The organism is Sphingomonas fucosidasi (assembly GCF_036663855.1).
Lineage (GTDB): Bacteria > Pseudomonadota > Alphaproteobacteria > Sphingomonadales > Sphingomonadaceae > Sphingomonas > Sphingomonas faeni_B.
In genome coordinates, this window is record NZ_JAXOJR010000009.1 from 16,310 (window position 1) to 31,046 (window position 14,737).

General features: G+C 66.2%; 15 protein-coding genes. 7 read left to right on the plus strand and 8 right to left on the minus strand.

All coding sequences use genetic code 11. The features are described from left to right. Positions 1-9: 9 nt before the first annotated feature. Positions 10-1,050, minus strand: coding sequence for a cupin-like domain-containing protein (locus tag U1737_RS15850; protein ID WP_332797427.1), 1,041 nt, complete (start codon positions 1,048-1,050; stop codon positions 10-12). A gap of 489 nt (positions 1,051-1,539) precedes the next feature. On the opposite strand from U1737_RS15850, the gene U1737_RS15855 reads away from it, so the two are divergent. The 3 genes from U1737_RS15855 to U1737_RS15865 are packed head-to-tail and all read left to right on the plus strand — an operon-like array spanning position 1,540 to position 4,440. Then, complete coding sequence (locus U1737_RS15855) at positions 1,540-2,946, plus strand: chymotrypsin family serine protease (RefSeq protein WP_332797428.1); 1,407 nt, start codon at positions 1,540-1,542, stop codon at positions 2,944-2,946. Then, positions 2,943-3,710 (plus strand): NUDIX hydrolase, encoded by a 768-nt coding sequence (locus U1737_RS15860; RefSeq protein WP_332797429.1) that lies wholly within the window; start codon positions 2,943-2,945, stop codon positions 3,708-3,710. The genes U1737_RS15855 and U1737_RS15860 overlap by 4 nt, the downstream gene beginning before the upstream one ends. A 1-nt stretch (position 3,711) precedes the next feature. Next, the gene (locus U1737_RS15865) at positions 3,712-4,440 is read left to right on the plus strand and encodes an extensin-like domain-containing protein (protein ID WP_248521304.1); all 729 of its coding nucleotides are present in this window, start codon (positions 3,712-3,714) and stop codon (positions 4,438-4,440) included. A gap of 413 nt (positions 4,441-4,853) precedes the next feature. On the opposite strand, the gene U1737_RS15870 is transcribed toward U1737_RS15865, so the two are convergent. The 4 genes from U1737_RS15870 to U1737_RS15885 all read right to left on the minus strand — a co-directional run bounded on the left by U1737_RS15870 (position 4,854) and on the right by U1737_RS15885 (position 7,717). Then, entirely contained in the window at positions 4,854-5,408 is a 555-nt protein-coding gene (locus tag U1737_RS15870) for a hypothetical protein (protein WP_132740394.1), read from the minus strand. Between the two features lie 236 nt (positions 5,409-5,644). After that, entirely contained in the window at positions 5,645-5,944 is a 300-nt protein-coding gene (locus U1737_RS15875; RefSeq protein ID WP_332797430.1) for a hypothetical protein, read from the minus strand. A gap of 143 nt (positions 5,945-6,087) precedes the next feature. Then, positions 6,088-6,879 carry a transglutaminase-like domain-containing protein gene (locus tag U1737_RS15880; protein ID WP_332797431.1) on the minus strand — a complete coding sequence of 264 codons (792 nt, stop codon included), beginning with the start codon at positions 6,877-6,879 and terminating at the stop codon, positions 6,088-6,090. Between the two features lie 88 nt (positions 6,880-6,967). Then, positions 6,968-7,717 carry a Bax inhibitor-1/YccA family protein gene (locus tag U1737_RS15885; protein ID WP_248521309.1) on the minus strand — a complete coding sequence of 250 codons (750 nt, stop codon included), beginning with the start codon at positions 7,715-7,717 and terminating at the stop codon, positions 6,968-6,970. Between the two features lie 122 nt (positions 7,718-7,839). Here U1737_RS15885 and thpR point away from each other — a divergent pair, with 122 nt between their 5' ends. Together thpR and U1737_RS15895 are read left to right on the plus strand one after the other, a co-directional pair. Continuing rightward, on the plus strand, positions 7,840-8,397 hold the full coding sequence (gene thpR / locus U1737_RS15890) for an RNA 2',3'-cyclic phosphodiesterase (protein ID WP_332797432.1): 558 nt from the start codon (positions 7,840-7,842) through the stop codon (positions 8,395-8,397). Between the two features lie 52 nt (positions 8,398-8,449). Beyond that, on the plus strand, positions 8,450-8,986 hold the full coding sequence (locus U1737_RS15895; RefSeq protein WP_332797433.1) for a superoxide dismutase family protein: 537 nt from the start codon (positions 8,450-8,452) through the stop codon (positions 8,984-8,986). A gap of 332 nt (positions 8,987-9,318) precedes the next feature. Here U1737_RS15895 and U1737_RS15900 read toward each other — a convergent pair whose 3' ends face one another. The 3 genes from U1737_RS15900 to U1737_RS15910 all read right to left on the minus strand — a co-directional run bounded on the left by U1737_RS15900 (position 9,319) and on the right by U1737_RS15910 (position 13,147). Continuing rightward, positions 9,319-10,887: a spinster family MFS transporter gene (locus U1737_RS15900; RefSeq protein ID WP_332797434.1), complete on the minus strand. Its 1,569-nt coding sequence runs from the start codon at positions 10,885-10,887 to the stop codon at positions 9,319-9,321. Positions 10,888-11,120: 233 nt separating this feature from the next. Then, complete coding sequence (locus U1737_RS15905) at positions 11,121-11,939, minus strand: hypothetical protein (protein WP_332797435.1); 819 nt, start codon at positions 11,937-11,939, stop codon at positions 11,121-11,123. Then, positions 11,936-13,147: a TIGR04063 family PEP-CTERM/XrtA system glycosyltransferase gene (locus U1737_RS15910; protein WP_332797436.1), complete on the minus strand. Its 1,212-nt coding sequence runs from the start codon at positions 13,145-13,147 to the stop codon at positions 11,936-11,938. The genes U1737_RS15905 and U1737_RS15910 overlap by 4 nt, the downstream gene beginning before the upstream one ends. A gap of 95 nt (positions 13,148-13,242) precedes the next feature. Here U1737_RS15910 and U1737_RS15915 point away from each other — a divergent pair, with 95 nt between their 5' ends. Beyond that, complete coding sequence (locus U1737_RS15915) at positions 13,243-13,395, plus strand: hypothetical protein (RefSeq protein ID WP_332797437.1); 153 nt, start codon at positions 13,243-13,245, stop codon at positions 13,393-13,395. Then, a complete protein-coding gene (locus tag U1737_RS15920) occupies positions 13,388-14,731 on the plus strand; it encodes a putative O-glycosylation ligase, exosortase A system-associated (protein ID WP_332797438.1) in 1,344 nt (447 codons plus the stop codon). The genes U1737_RS15915 and U1737_RS15920 overlap by 8 nt, the downstream gene beginning before the upstream one ends. The last annotated feature ends 6 nt before the right edge of the window (positions 14,732-14,737 follow it).

Below are 14,737 nucleotides of genomic sequence, written 5' to 3' on the forward strand. Positions count from 1 at the left end.
GTCTACCGTTCAACGACGCTGAAGCGACTTGAGCAGATAGGTGCGGATGCGCTCGGTACGCTCGTCGCTTGCCGGTCCAAGCACGCCGCGCGCCGCCGTCGGCAGATGGTCGCCCGCCGCCGCGGCATCGTCACCGAACACATAATGGTCGAACCAAGCGCGCCAGCCGGCTTTCTCCGCCGCGGGTCGATCGCGGACCGCCATGAGAGCGTGCACGACCGCGTGGAACGCCGAAACGGTCGGATCGAACGACCACCAATAATTGCACAACACGTTCAGCGTCCCGAACGCCTGGACATGATGCCACCAGATCGCCGGCATGAAGATCGCGTCGCCCGGACCCAGATCGGCGACCCGTGCATGAGCGAGTGCCTCGGCATAACGCGGATAGCGATCGAAATCGGGCGCCAGAGGATCGACCATGCTTGCAGGAGGCCCCGCAAGCGTCCGGTCGAGCGGTCCGATATAGAGATTGCCAACCTGATCGGGCGGAAACAGCGTGAAGCGGCGCTGGCCGGCGACGACACAGGCGAGATTGGTCGAGCCATCGTAATGCGTGGCGGTCTGCGTCCCGTTACCGATCCACAACCGTGGCACCGCGCCGCGCATCGGCAGATCGAGCGGGTTGGCCGCAGCCCAGCCCGGCAGATGCTCCGGTGCGGTCGCGGCATTGGCATAGAGCGTGTGTCGCTCGCGCTCGGGAATGTCGGACAGGCGGAGCAATTCACCGAGCAGCATTCCCAGCGATGCCTTTTCACGGTGAAAGTTGAACCCTTCGAGGTGGTCGCCGCGGTAGAAGAACCGACCGCCGAACTCTGGCCCGCCAACCAGCACTTCCATCGGCTGGCCACCATTGCCTAGCCCTGCCAGATACGCGGCGACCGATCGATCGCCTTTCAGCCCTGCGTCGACGCTGGCCCAGTGCGAAACCTGCCCGCGGAGAACGATGGGTGTCGCGCTGGGCGCTACCTCGGCGGCGAACGTCGCGGCATCGACGGCAGCGCGTTCCTCGACGCGCGCATCGGTGGCGGCGGGATGATCGATCTTCATGCCCCCCCGATACCGCAACCTCGATCGGCTTGCTACTTTCACCGTGCGTCCAGATACTTGGGCCTTTCACAGGCAGCCGCATGGTCGCGCGCGCTTCGGCTAAAGCGCTAGACGACCGACCGAGCACGACACGGACGGGCCACACGCCGTCGCGACACATCCGACACGCCGGTCCCGTCCGCAGGCAAGGCCAAAACCCCGGGCGGCCGGATATGCGCAATGCCCGCCTGACGCGGATGGCCGAGACGTCGATGTCGTGACGTGGATACCATGACGGGGAATGGGATCGGACGACGGCTTGCATGCGTTTGATCGCACTGGGTATGCCGTTTGGTGGCCCTCCCTCCTGTGCGATGCTCCTTGATGTCGATGTTTCGAGCCCGCCCGTTCCTGGGCCTCGCCCTGCTGACCATGGTACCGTCCCCAACCGCCGCGCAAGTTCCGACGATCGCCCCGGCCCCGTCCCTTGGCACGCCCGCGGAACAGCCCGTGCCGCGCCTGCAGCTGCCGATCGACGCACTAATGCAGGATGCGGGAGAATATGCGCGCACGTTCGACGTGACGCTCGACGAGGCGATGCACCGGTTGCGCGCCCAGTCCGAGAGCATCGCCGTGACCGATCGCCTGCGTGAGACGTACCGCGATCGCTGGGCTGGCATCGCGGTCGATCATCGCCCGACCTATCGGATCGTGATCCTGCTGACCGGCACGGAGCCGGTGCCAGACCAGTCGATCGTGGCCGGCGGGATCGTCATCCCGATCGTGTTTCGCACCGGGGCGGCGATGAACCGGACAGGGATGTTGGCGATCATCTCCACCTATCAGGCGCGGATCCGCGATGCCCTGCCGCATCCGCCAGGCCTCGGGATAGACCCGCGAACTGGGGCCCTGCTCGTCATGATCAGTGGCCGCGATGCCGAACTGGACCGGGACGGCGCATTGCGGGCTCGGATCGAGGCGATGACCGGTGTCCCCGTGCGGATCGAGGCCGTCGACAGCCCGGCTATCGACAGCAGGGGCATCGACAGCACGGCCATCGCCAGCGGGGCAGGCAATCCCGCGGGCGTGCCCCCAATCCAAACCGCGCCGGTCGAAACCGGTCGGGATCCCCTTGCGCCAATCCCAAATATGGTCGCCGTTTCGCCGCCCCCGCCGATTACCGGCCTCTCGTCCGTGGAGGGCGGTGCCCGGGTCGTCGGGGTGGTCGGAGGCAAGCGCTATGCGTGCACCACCGGATTCGTCGTCACCGACGGATCCCGCTTCGGCATCGCGACGGCGGCGCATTGTCCCGACGTGCTGACCTATGTGGACACGCGCCAGGGTGGCATACCACTCGATTTCATCGGCCAATGGGGATGGGGATATCAGGATGTCCAGGTCAACACGGTCGCCGCCGGGCCACCACTTGCCCCGTCCTTCTACGCCAACACCGCAAAGACGCGCACCCGCACCGTTTCGACCTGGCGCAATCGTGAAAGCACCCGCGCTGGCGACTTCGTCTGCCATCGCGGTGAGCGGACCGGATATAGTTGCGCACAGGTCGCGATCGTCGATTTTGCGCCGGCGGGCGATCTCTGCGGCGGCGCATGCCTGCCAACCTGGGTCGCGGTAGAAGGTCCGACGTGCAAGGCCGGCGACAGCGGCGCGCCCGTGTTCGACGGCACCATCGCGCTGGGCCTCGTGAAGGGCGGAACGTACCGCCGTGATGGCGAATGCCTGTTCTATTATTACATGTCGACCGACTATCTCCCGACAGGCTGGTCGCTCGCCTATCGGCTAGCCATCCCCCGCCTGCCGCCCGCCCCGCCCCCATCTCGTGACGGTGCCGCGCTGGTGGAAGACGGTACCATGACCGCGCTACCCGATCGCCGCGTCGCGCGTTACGTCGATCAATGACCGATACGCCGCCCCTGCCATCAGCGATCCCCGCCGCCACGTTGGTTATTTTTCGCGCACGCGGCGCTGAGCGTCCCGAACTCCTGTTCGTCGAACGGGCGAAGGCCATGGCTTTTGCCGGTGGCGCGCTGGTCTTTCCGGGCGGCCGCATCGATCCAGGCGATCACGCACTTGCAACCGTGTCAGGCCGAGGCGATCCTGACGCCGCAGCCCGGATCGCCGCGATCCGCGAGACAATCGAAGAGGTCGGCATCCCGGTGGGGCTCTCGCCCCTTCCCGCTATGAATGCGTTCGAGCGTTTGCGCGCGGCGTTGCACCAAGGAATTGCATTCGGCCAGGCGCTGGCCGACGTGGAAGCGGGTCTCGATCTGGACGCGCTAACGTATTTCGCGCGCTGGCGCCCGGCGCATGCGCATGCCCGCATATTCGACACGCATTTCTATCTGGCGCGGTTGCCCGCAGGTGCGCCCGCGGCCCGGGTCGATGCGACGGAGAATGTTCGACTGGTCTGGGCGACCGCGGCGGACGTCCTCGCGGAGGCGGATGCGGGACGGGCGACGATCATCTTTCCGACCCGGCGCAATCTCGAACGGCTGGCACAGTTCGCGGACTTCGAGGCGGCCGTGACGGACGCGCGCGCGCATCCCGTGCGGACCGTGACGCCGTGGACCGAGACACGGGACGGCGTCGAGCATCTCTGCATTCCCGACGATCTCGGCTATCCCGTGACGTCGGAGCCGATGTCGGACGCGGTGCGCGGCTGACATGCGGGGGGTGCGGCTCACCCTTGGCTGGCTCGTGGGGCTGGCGATCGTCGCGACGCTCGCGCTTATGCTCTGGTCGATGGCGCGCGGCCGCCCGCAGGATCTGCCCTGGGCGCCGCTCGATCTCGGCCAGCCGATCGGCCTGTTCACCGGTCGCAAGCTGACCGCGCTGACCGAGGATTTCCCGCAATGCCGCGCGCTGCTCGATCGTGCGGGGGTGCGCTACACCGTCCTGCCACCGCGCAAGGGCGAAGGGCAATGCGGCTATTCGGATGGCGTCAGACTGACCGGCGGCGCGCGGAAGATCGGGTTCGTGCCCGCCGCGCTCGGCATCGCCTGCCCCGTCGCCGCGGCACTGTCGATGTGGGAATGGGACGTGCTCCAGCCGGCCGCAGTGAAGCATTTCGGCGCGCGAGTGGCCAGCATCGATCATTTCGGCAGCTATAGTTGCCGGCGGATCTACGGGCGCGATGCCGGCAATTGGAGCGAACACTCCACCGCCGACGCGGTCGACATCGCCGGCTTCCGCCTGACCGACGGCACCCGCATCACCGTCGCGCGCGACTGGAAGGGCGACGCTGCGAAGGCTGCCTTCCTCCGCGAGGTGCGAGACGGGGCGTGCAAGGTGTTCGCGACGACCTTGTCCCCCGACTACAACGCCGCGCATGCCGACCACTTGCATCTGGATCAGGCGAACCGTGGATCGATGGGCTGGCGAGCGTGTCGGTGAATGGGGCTGGATAGCTGGGTAGCTGGGTAGCTGGGTAGCTGGGTAGCTGGGTAGCTGGGTAGCTCGGACATGGAGCGCGTAACCACGCCTTCCACAACTACCCCGGCGCCCCCCTTCTCTACCACCCCGGCGAAGGCCGGGGCCCAATTGGGGGACGTAAATGACAAGCGTAGCGCATCGTTACGACAACCTCACCAATTGGGCCCCGGCCTTCGCCGGGGTGGTGAGGAGCGCGCGGCCGAAGCCCGTTGCAGCCCAATTGAGAAAAGTTTCAATCCTCCCCCGCAAGGGGGAGGTGGCGCCGAAGGTGACGGAGGGGGAGGACACGGAGCAGATGTTTCGCGTGCCTCCCCCTCCGTCAGGCGTTGCCTGCCACCTCCCCCTTGCGGGGGAGGATTGGCTAAAGCCAAACCTCAACTCGCCAACGTCGTCCCCGAATCCACCTTCTCCACCCAATACGGGAAGAAAGCCGGCTGCCGGTTCGACCAGCCCGATGCGGTCGCCGCAGCCTCGCTGATCGACTGGAGCAGTTTCCGACGCAATTCCGGATGCAGATGCGGGAGCGCCGCCGCGGCACAGAACGCCGACGGCAACCAGGGCCGAACCTCCGCCCCGATCAACCGTTCGTACAGGAACCGCAGCGCCGAAAAACTCGTCAGCCGCCCCTGACCCAGATCGAACGCGACGAGGGTCATCAACGGTGCCAGAAACGGTTCGATCGCATCGAGACCGCTGTCGTCCGGCACCATCGCCCGCAGATCGGGCAAATTGTTATACAGCCGCGCCTGCGCCCGGATACTCGCCGCCTCGACGACATCGCGCGACCAGCGCAGCATCGCGTCCTCGCGATCGAGCCCCACGTCGAGCGAACGGCGGATGTACCGCTGCGTCGAACTCGGAAAAGCCGCAAATTCCTTCATCTCGGCCAGCGTCATCGAGCCCTGTGCCGGTTTCATTCTGGAAGCCATGTCGTCACCCCGCTCTCGTCAAGGAACCGGCAGACTATGCGCCCGGATGGTTAACAACGTTCCTATCGCGCCTCATCTTTCCGTAACGCCAAGCGACCATGAAAGCTGTTGCGCTGCAACAAGGCTGCGACGAACCGAACGAAACTAAGCGATTTGATCGTCTTGCGAGGCGTTTGGGCAACAAAAAGGCGCCGGTCGCTGTCGACCGACGCCCGTTCGTTGAGCAGATGCGAGGGTTACGCCTGCTTTTCGCGCAGCGCCCGCTCGGCATCCTCGTCATAGCCCGACGACTTGGCTGGCTCGTTGCCCGACCCTGGCTGCGTTGCCGAAATCGGGTCGCTGCCGTCCATCGATTCGTCGAGCCCGTTGTCGAGCCGCGCGTCGGCGCTGTCGGGGTTCTTCTGCAGACGCTTGCCGATCGACCTGTCCTGCCCGGCTTCCTGACGAGGATCGCGACCCGAGCTCTTGCCCTCTGAATCCTTATCGTCGGGCGCTACGGACAGGCTGTCCAGCGCACTCTTGTCTATGTCGGTCATTGCGACGTCCCTCTTTAATCTTGGCGATGACCAACGGTCGAAGTGGCGGAGCGTTCCTGCCCAAGCGCACAACCGTCATCCTGACGAAAGTCAGGACCCAGCGTAACGGGGGCTATGCTTGTGGTTCTTGGTCGTGACTTCCGTCAGGATGACGGCGTATCCAGCGGCGTAACCTTCACCGTCTGCTCCCACAGATACGCCTGCCCAAACACCGTCATGAACGCGATATCCGTCGCATCGCGCCCTACACAGACCCGCGCGATATCGCTGCACGTCGCCATCTTGGTCGCATCGATCAGCCGCCAGTCTCCCGCCAGCCACAGCTCGGCAACCGCATGAAAGTCCGGCGGATCGACCCCCGGCGCATAGGCAGACACGCACCGCGCCGGGATCCCGCCCGCCCGCGCCAGCGACACCAGCAGATGCGAGTAATCGCGACACACGCCGGACCTCGAAGCAAACGTATCAAGCGCAGTCGTCTCGCCGCTACTCGACCCGCAGCGATAATCGAGCGACTGGTACACCCACTCGGTCAACGCGGCGGCGAGCGGACCACCTTCCAGCCCCCCGAACTCGCGCGCGACGAACCCCTCGAAGCGGTCCGACGGACAATAGCGGCTCGGCATCAGATACGGCGTCAGCTCGCCATCGAGCATGCGCGGCGGCGTCGCCGGATACAGCTCGAGCTGGACTCGCTCGCGCTTCACGGCAACCACGGCCTTATACTCGGCGGTGAACCGGCCATGCCCGCGCGACCAGCAGCGCTGGCCGATCCCGTCCTCGCCGCGGACCGCCCGGATCGGACTGTCGGACCACAAGGTGAGGGACTCGGACTCGATCGTCTGGTCGGCCATCGCCGCCGCTTCGATCTGGAGGAGTACGTCGGCGTCCCCGGTGATCCCGTAATCCAGACGCACGTCGATCGAGAGCCGCATTTCGCGTCCCATTCCTGTCCTAAAGCCAAAGAAAAAGGGCCCGGCGGTGTCCCGCCGAGCCCTGCGTTCGTCACACCCTTAGCGGGAGTTAATTACGGCTGCTACCAAACAGACGCAGCACGAACATGAACATGTTGATAAAGTCGAGATACAGGCTCAGCGCCGACATGATGACGACCTTGCCGACCATGTCCGTCCCCGCGACCTGCGCATACAGTGCCTTGGTGCGCTGCGTGTCGTAGGCGGTGAGGCCTGCGAACAGGAGCACGCCGACGCCGCTGATGACCAGTTGCATCACGCCCGACTGCAAGAACATGTTGATCAGGCTCGCGACCAGCAGGCCGACGACACCGATGATCAGGAACGTCCCGAACGCCGACAGGTCGCGCTTCGTGGTGTAGCCATAGAGGCTCAGACCAGCAAAACCGGCAGCGGTGGCGAAGAACGCACCGGCGATCGACGTGCCGCTATAGACCAGGAAGATGGTCGACATCGACAGACCCATCAGGACGGCAAAGCCCCAGAACAGCAACTGCATCGTGCCCATCGACATCTTGTTCTGGCCAAAGCTCATGCCGAACACGATCGCGAGCGGCGAGAACATGATGACGTATTTCAGGATGCCGCCGCTCATGAACACTTGAGCGGCAGGCGATTGTGCGCCGCCCCATGCGAACAGCATCGCGACGATGCCCGTCAGCAGGACAGCCGAACCCATGTAATTATACACGGACAGCATGTACGACCGGAGACCAGCGTCATAGGCCTCGGTACGCTGGCCCGTGGCCGTCGTTCCGAACGGCGCGGCACGGGGCCGGGGGTCAGACCAATTAGCCATTGTGAAATCAGCTCCTTTGTCCGGCATAATGCCGGTTACGATGAATATCGTCTTTTACAGGACGCTTTTCAAGCTGAGTGGTTGCATCGGCGCCATGGTTCGCGGTTAACCTGCCGCACTATATGATCCGCCTGTTCGTCGCCCTCCGCCCACCGCCGGCTATCCGTCAGAGCTTGCTCGACATAATGGAGGGCGTCCCCGCCGCGCGCTGGCAGGACGACGAGCAGTTGCACCTCACGTTGCGCTTCATCGGCCCGGTCGAGCGGCCCGTCGCCGAGGATATCGCGGTCGCGCTGAGCCAGGTCGTCGCGCCGGCGCCGCGCGTGTCGCTGACTGGAGTCGGTCGCTTCGAGAAGCGCGGGCGGACCGATACGCTCTGGGTCGGCGTGACCCCGCATGACGCCCTCGCCGCGCTCCACCGCAAGGTCGACCAAGCCTGCGTCCGCGCGGGGCTGGAGCCCGAACGCCGCGCCTATCTGCCGCACGTCACGGTCGGACGACTGGCGCGATCGGCGGGCGTCGGGTTCGCGATCGACGCGTGGCTGGCAACGCACGCCGCCCTGTCGAGCGCGCCCTTCCCGCTACCCCATCTCGTGCTGTACCAGAGCCATCTCGGCCGCGACGGCGCGACCTACGAACCGGTCGCACGCTGGACGCTCGATAGCGGGGACGGAACCTGAGCGACGGCGAAGGGTTCGCCAAGAGATCACGAGATCAACAGGGAGAAACGACATGCGGATTGCGACACTGGCACTGCTCGGCGCGGCGACGATAGGCCTCAGCGCCTGCGACAAGAGCGGGATGGACACGGGCACGCCGATGGCGGGCGGCCAGCGCGCCACCGCGATGCTCCAGACCGCGACCGGCACCGACGTCGGCCGCGCCACCGCCACCGAAGTCGCGGGCGGCATCCGCTTCACGCTCGACGCCAAGGCGATGCCCCCCGGCACGCACGGCGCGCACATCCACATGGTCGGCCGCTGCGACGCACCGGACTTCACGACCGCAGGCGGCCACTGGAACCCGACCGGCATGAAGCACGGCAGCATGAACCCGCAGGGCCCGCATGAGGGCGACCTCCCCAACCTGATCATCGGCACCGATGGTCGCGGCACGATCGGCATTACGATCCCGGGCGCGACGATGGCCGGCCTGATGGACGCGGACGGCTCGGCCTTCGTGGTGCATGCGGGTCCGGATGACATGATGACCGACCCGGCCGGCAACAGCGGCGGACGGATCGCCTGCGGTGTGTTCCAGGCGGGGTAAGGCCCCAACTACCGTTCGTGCTGAGTAGAGACCGAGTAGCTTCGCAGAAGCGTATCGAGGGCTCGTATCGAAGCATGGGTTCCGCGCGCCAACCTGTCCTTCGATACGCCGTCTCGATACGCTGCTACCGCAGCTACTCGACGGCCACTCGGGACGAACGGAAAATGGGTGAGCGTCCCGCGGACCTCCAAACCGCGCGATCCTCCCCTGCCAGAGGGAGGTGGCTGGCCCTTGCCAGACGGAGGGGGAGGAAAGGGATAACCTCTGTTCCGTATCCTCCCCTTCCGTCGCCTACGGCGCCACCTCCCCCTGGCGGGGGAGGATCGCAAAGCTCAAATCACCTCCCCCGCCGCCCGCGCCCGCGCCTCCCGCGTAGCCTCGGCCCGCGGCGCCAGCCGGTACGCCGCCACCGCACACGCCAGCGTGATCGGCGTCACCACCAGCAGCGACAACATCCCGATCGACAGGCTCCCGGTCAGCGTCGACACCCGCCCGGCCATATACGGCCCGAGCGCCAGTCCGATCAGCGTCGTCCCGATGAAGAACGTCGCCGTCGCCGTCCCGCGCATCCGCGGCAAGACCATGTCCTGCGTGGTCGCCGCCGCCGCGCCCAAGGCGCACGAAGCAGTCAACTGCGCGAGGAAAATCCCCGTGTAGAACGCGGTCGACGACGACGCGGTGAAGGCAAGGATCAGGAACGGCACCGGCACCACCGCACCGAAGATCACCACCCAAAGCCGCCCCGCCGGATTGCCCCGCCGCAACCGATCAGAAACCACCCCGCCGATCGTCAACCCGAGGAACCCCGCCGTCGCGCCGAGGCTGCCGATTATGAACCCCGCCGATGCCGGCGTCGCGCCAAGCTCACGCAACGCGTAAGGCGCCGCCCAGAAACTCGCGGCATAGCTCAGGAACGCGTTCAGCCCATACGCCACCACCGTGCACAGGAACGCTGGCGTCCCGACGATCAGCGCGAAGGTCGGCGGATCGCGCCGCTTCAGCGCCGATGCCCATGAGAACACCGCATAGACGCCGATCCCGATCGCCACCCATTGCGGCCACGGCTCGCCCGCCGCGACCAATCCCGACACCGCCGCCGTCACCACCGCGAGCGCCAGGATATTATACCCAAGGGCCCGCGCGCCGCCCATCGCCGCACCGATCAACGTCAGCGGCGGCACGATCGTCACCAACTCGGCGCCGAACGCACGAAACGGCGCGGGATGCTTCTCCGGCTCAGGCAGTCCCTCGACCAGCCCGCGAATGGGCTCCCTCAACGTCGCGATCCAGATCGCCAGCAGCAGCCCCGGCAGGCCGACCGCCATGAACGCCGCCTGCCAGCCGACCAGCCCGAGCGGCCCGCCCCCCGGATAGGCGCGGTTCCACCCCTGCACGATCAACCCGCCGATAAAGAGCGAACAGCCGCCACCGACATACAGGCCCGCGGAATAGATCGACAGCGCGGTCGCCCGCAGCCGCTTCGGGAAATAATCGGAGATGATCGAATAGGCCGACGGACTAGCGGTAGCCTCACCGATCCCGACGCCGATCCGCGCCGCCGCCAGATGCCCACCGGTTCGCGAAAAACCCGACAACGCGGTCATAACGGACCACAAGGACAACCCGATCGTCATCAACCGCACGCGGTGCCAATTGTCCGCCAGCCGTCCGAGCGGGATCCCGAACAGCGAATAGAACACGCCGAACGCGGTGCCGTACAGGAAGCCGAGATCCTGATCCTTCAACCCCAGGTCGCGCTTGATGTCCTCCGCCAGGATCGAGATGATCTGCCGGTCGACGAAGTTCAGGACATAGACGAGGAACAGGACCGACAGCACGTACCAGGCATAGCGCGACGCGCCTTTTTCCGGCTCGTCCACGATGGTTTGCGCACCCGCCATGATCCCTCCTCGATGTTTTTCGAGCTACGGGTATCAGAGGGAAGAAGAGAGAAACAGCGCTTTCGGCAGTGTCGGGTACGCCAGCGCATCCTGCAATCCTCCCCCGCCAGGGGGAGGTGGCTGGCTCTTGCCAGACGGAGGGGGAGGGAAGCGAAACATCTGTTTCGTACCCTCCCCCTCCGTCACCTTCGGCGACACCTTTCCCTTACGGGGGAGGATCGGACCGTCACCGCTCAGTGCGAGCCGATACGCCCCCGCTTCAGCGCGCCCTGTTCGAGCCGCAGGAGCAGTGCCTCGATCGTCGGCGGGGTTGCCGGCTCGGCAGGCGGGCGACCGGGCCGCGCAATCGGGGTCGGCGCGATCATCTCGGGCGTAGGGTCGGACATGGTTTCGGGCACCGGCTCGGGAGCATACTCCTCCAACGCAATTTCGACCGGCCGTTCGACCGGCTTGGGCGCGGGCGCGGTCACGAACGTCGCCGGTTCGGCCGAACGCGGAATCTCCACCACCGGCGCGACCATCGGCTGCGCAAGCGGCGCTACCGGGCGCACCGGCTCCATCGGCACCGGCAGGATCGCCTTCGGATCGAACGCGGCAAGCGGCAGATCGAGATCGACCGGGATCGCCCGCTCGTCGCGCACTCCGCTGCCACGCACGCCCAGCTCCATCATCGGCGTACCCAGATCGGCCGCCGACATCGGCTTGCGCGGTGGCGCGTCGGGATGCGCGTCGGCGCGGCGCACGACCGGCACGCCGTCCTGCCGCGGCGTGCGCCGAACCAAAAATCCGCCCGGCCCGAACAGCAGGAACAGCGACGACCACAGCAACGCGCCGACCAATACCCCACTGCCGAGCGCCAGGAGGATTCGCGCGATCATCCCAAGCGGCGGCGCGGCGGCCGGCACCAATGCGGCCACGCCGGTGGTCCACACCAAAGTCTCCAGCGTGTCGCTCGAGATCACCAGCACGCCGATGGCGGCGAGCAGCCCACCGGCCACCGCGCCGTAAAGCGGCAGCGCGCGGATCAGGGGTTGGCGGCCAAGCGCGATCATCGTTTTTCCCGTGCGGCGGCCGCGATCAGCCGTCCATAAAGAGGATCATAGCGCCGAATGTTTGACGACCAGTTACGTTCATCCTTAACGAATGCGCGACCCCGCGCCCGCCGCTCGTCCCAACCCGATCGATCCGCGAACATGCCCGCCAGCGCGGTCGCGATCGCCGCCGGATCGTCCGGCGGAAACAGCGTCCCCGTTTCCCCGTCACGGATCAGTTCGCGATGCCCGCCGACGTCCGACGCCGCGACCAGCCGCCCCTGCGCCATCGCTTCGAGCGGCTTCAACGGCGTAACCAGATCGGTCAATCGCATCCGTTTGCGCGGATAGGCAAGGATGTCGACCAGCCCGTAATAGCGCTCGACCTCCTGGTGCGGCACACGCCCGACGAAGCGGATCGCATCCGCCACCGGCGATGCGTCGGCCTGCGCGCGCAACGCCGCCTCCATCGGTCCGCCGCCGACCATCACCAGCCGTGCCTTGGGCCGCTTGGCTACCAAAGCCGGCATCGCCGCGATCAGGTCGTCGAGCCCTTCGTAATCATAGAAGCTGCCGATGAATCCGACGACATCCGCGCCATCGAGTTCCAACTCAGCCCCAAGCGCGTCGTCACGAGGTGGCGCCGTCCCGAACAGGTCGAGATCGACGCCATTGGGCGACACCGTGATCTTGTCCGCCGCAATCCCCCGCTCGACCAGATCACTGCGCAGGCCCTCGCAGATCACCGCCACCGCGTCCGCGCGCCTCACCGCCCACGTCTCCAGCGCCCGCGTCGCCCGGTAGCGCAGCGACGTCGCCGTCCCCGTGCCGTTGCCGACCGCCGCATCCTCCCAGAACGCGCGGATCTCGTACACCAAAGGCAGCTTCCGCTTGCGTGCGACGATCAGCGCGGCAAGCGCATCGATCACCGGCGAATGCGCGTGGAGGATGTCGGGCTTGAAGGCATCGACCGCCGCCTCGATCCGCTTGGCGAACGCCGCGATCCCGACGACCTCGCCGACCGGACCCGACTGCACTTCGGCCGCCGTCCGGTAGAAGGTCAGGCCGTCGACCGACTCCACGGAGGCAGGCGCGACGCCGTGACGCGGGCCGGTAACCGCCGCAACCGACCAGCCCAGCCCCTCCTGCGCCTTGAGGATCGCCCTTGTGCGGAACGTGTAGCCGCTTTGCAGTGGCAGGCCGTGATCGAGGATATGAAGAATACGCATCGTGGACGCGGTCTGCCACAGATCGCTTAACGGCGCGTCAACCGACTATGGCTACGCACGACACTCGCAAGCCCTCGGGGAAGGAGGCCGGACCCATGATCGACAATCTCGCGCTCGGCCTCAGCCACGGGCTGATGATGCTCGCCGCGTTCCTGCTGCTCAAGCGCCCGGGCCTCGACCGCGAGCCGAGCCCGCACGACACGCCCAAGCGCCCCTCTCCGACCGAGAAACCCCGCCCCGATGCGTGATCTCGCGTTCATCGCCTTCCTGCTCGCGTTCTTCGCGATGGGCTTCAAGCGGCCGTTCCTGCTCGTGCTCGTCTATGTCTATATCGACATCGTCTCGCCTCAGCGGCTGACCTATCTCCTGCTCAACAGCGTGCCGATCTCGCTGATCGCGGTCGCACTGGCGGTCGGTGGCTGGATGGTCGCGGACAACAAGCGCGATACGCGGATCGGTGGGCGACAGGTGCTGATCGTGCTGCTGCTGCTCTATTGCTGGGGTACGACGATCGCCGCCGATTTCCCCGCCGAGGCCAAGGAGAAATGGGACTGGGTGTGGAAGGCGCTCGCCTTCGCCGCCTTCCTCCCATTGACGCTGCGGACGCGCGTCCGGATCGAGGCGCTGTTGCTGTTCATGATCCTCGCGGCGTCGTCGATCATCGTCGTCGGCGGCATCAAGACGATCGCGAGCGGCGGCGGCGGCTACGGTCAGCTAAACCTGATGGTCGACAACAATAGCGGGCTCTACGAGGGCAGCACGATCAGCGCGGTGGCGATCGCGATCGTTCCGATCATCATCTGGTTCATGCACCACGGCACGATCTTCAAGCCCGACTGGCGCGTGAAGAGCTACTGTCTCGCGCTAGTGTTCGCGTGCCTGCTGATCCCGGTCGGCACTTCGACGCGCACCGGGTTGCTCTGCATCGGCCTGCTCGCGCTGCTGTCGATCCGCAACGTGAAGCGCAAGGTCGCGTATCTGGCGATGCTCGGCGTGCTGGGGGTGGCGGCGATCCCGTTCCTGCCGTCGACCTTCACCAGCCGGATGAACACCATCAAGACCTATGACGCCGACGAATCCGCCTCGACGCGGCTCGCGGTGTGGCAATGGACGATCGAATACGCGAAGACGCATCCGTTCGGCGGTGGCTTCAACGCGTATCTAGGCAACCGCATTCGCTACGATCTGAAGACGACACCAGGAGCCGCCGAAGCACCCAAGGTCGAGGTCGACAAGGCGCGCGCCTATCACAGTGCGTATTTCGAGATGCTCGGCGAACAGGGCTATCCCGGCCTCGCTTTGTGGCTCGCGATCAACCTCATCGGCATCGTCCGCATGGAAATCGTGCGCCGCCGCTACCGCGATCCGGACGGCGAGTTCGCCTGGGCCGGACCGCTCGCCGCGGCACTTCAGAGCGGTCACATCGTCTACCTGCTCGGCGCGGCGTTCATCGCGATCGCGTTCCAGCCGTTCATCTATATGCTGATCGGCGCCCAGATCGGCCTCGACACGTATCTCGCGCGCAAGCGGAGCGAACAGTCGTTCCGGCCGATGCGCCGCAGTGCCGCGCCATCTCCGGCGTGACGGATC

Bases quoted from the DNA above. Each gene is read 5' to 3' on its own strand.
- U1737_RS15885 (WP_248521309.1), bottom strand. From the start codon at position 7,717: ATGGCTAATTGGTCTGACCCCCGGCCCCGTGCCGCGCCGTTCGGAACG.
- U1737_RS15850 (WP_332797427.1), bottom strand. From the start codon at position 1,050: ATGAAGATCGATCATCCCGCCGCCACCGATGCGCGCGTCGAGGAACGC.
- U1737_RS15875 (WP_332797430.1), bottom strand. From the start codon at position 5,944: ATGACCGACATAGACAAGAGTGCGCTGGACAGCCTGTCCGTAGCGCCC.
- U1737_RS15920 (WP_332797438.1), top strand. From the start codon at position 13,388: ATGCGTGATCTCGCGTTCATCGCCTTCCTGCTCGCGTTCTTCGCGATG.
- U1737_RS15865 (WP_248521304.1), top strand. From the start codon at position 3,712: ATGCGGGGGGTGCGGCTCACCCTTGGCTGGCTCGTGGGGCTGGCGATC.
- U1737_RS15880 (WP_332797431.1), bottom strand. From the start codon at position 6,879: ATGCGGCTCTCGATCGACGTGCGTCTGGATTACGGGATCACCGGGGAC.
- U1737_RS15915 (WP_332797437.1), top strand. From the start codon at position 13,243: ATGATCGACAATCTCGCGCTCGGCCTCAGCCACGGGCTGATGATGCTC.
- thpR (WP_332797432.1), top strand. From the start codon at position 7,840: ATGATCCGCCTGTTCGTCGCCCTCCGCCCACCGCCGGCTATCCGTCAG.
- U1737_RS15860 (WP_332797429.1), top strand. From the start codon at position 2,943: ATGACCGATACGCCGCCCCTGCCATCAGCGATCCCCGCCGCCACGTTG.
- U1737_RS15910 (WP_332797436.1), bottom strand. From the start codon at position 13,147: ATGCGTATTCTTCATATCCTCGATCACGGCCTGCCACTGCAAAGCGGC.
- U1737_RS15905 (WP_332797435.1), bottom strand. From the start codon at position 11,939: ATGATCGCGCTTGGCCGCCAACCCCTGATCCGCGCGCTGCCGCTTTAC.
- U1737_RS15870 (WP_132740394.1), bottom strand. From the start codon at position 5,408: ATGGCTTCCAGAATGAAACCGGCACAGGGCTCGATGACGCTGGCCGAG.
- U1737_RS15900 (WP_332797434.1), bottom strand. From the start codon at position 10,887: ATGGCGGGTGCGCAAACCATCGTGGACGAGCCGGAAAAAGGCGCGTCG.
- U1737_RS15895 (WP_332797433.1), top strand. From the start codon at position 8,450: ATGCGGATTGCGACACTGGCACTGCTCGGCGCGGCGACGATAGGCCTC.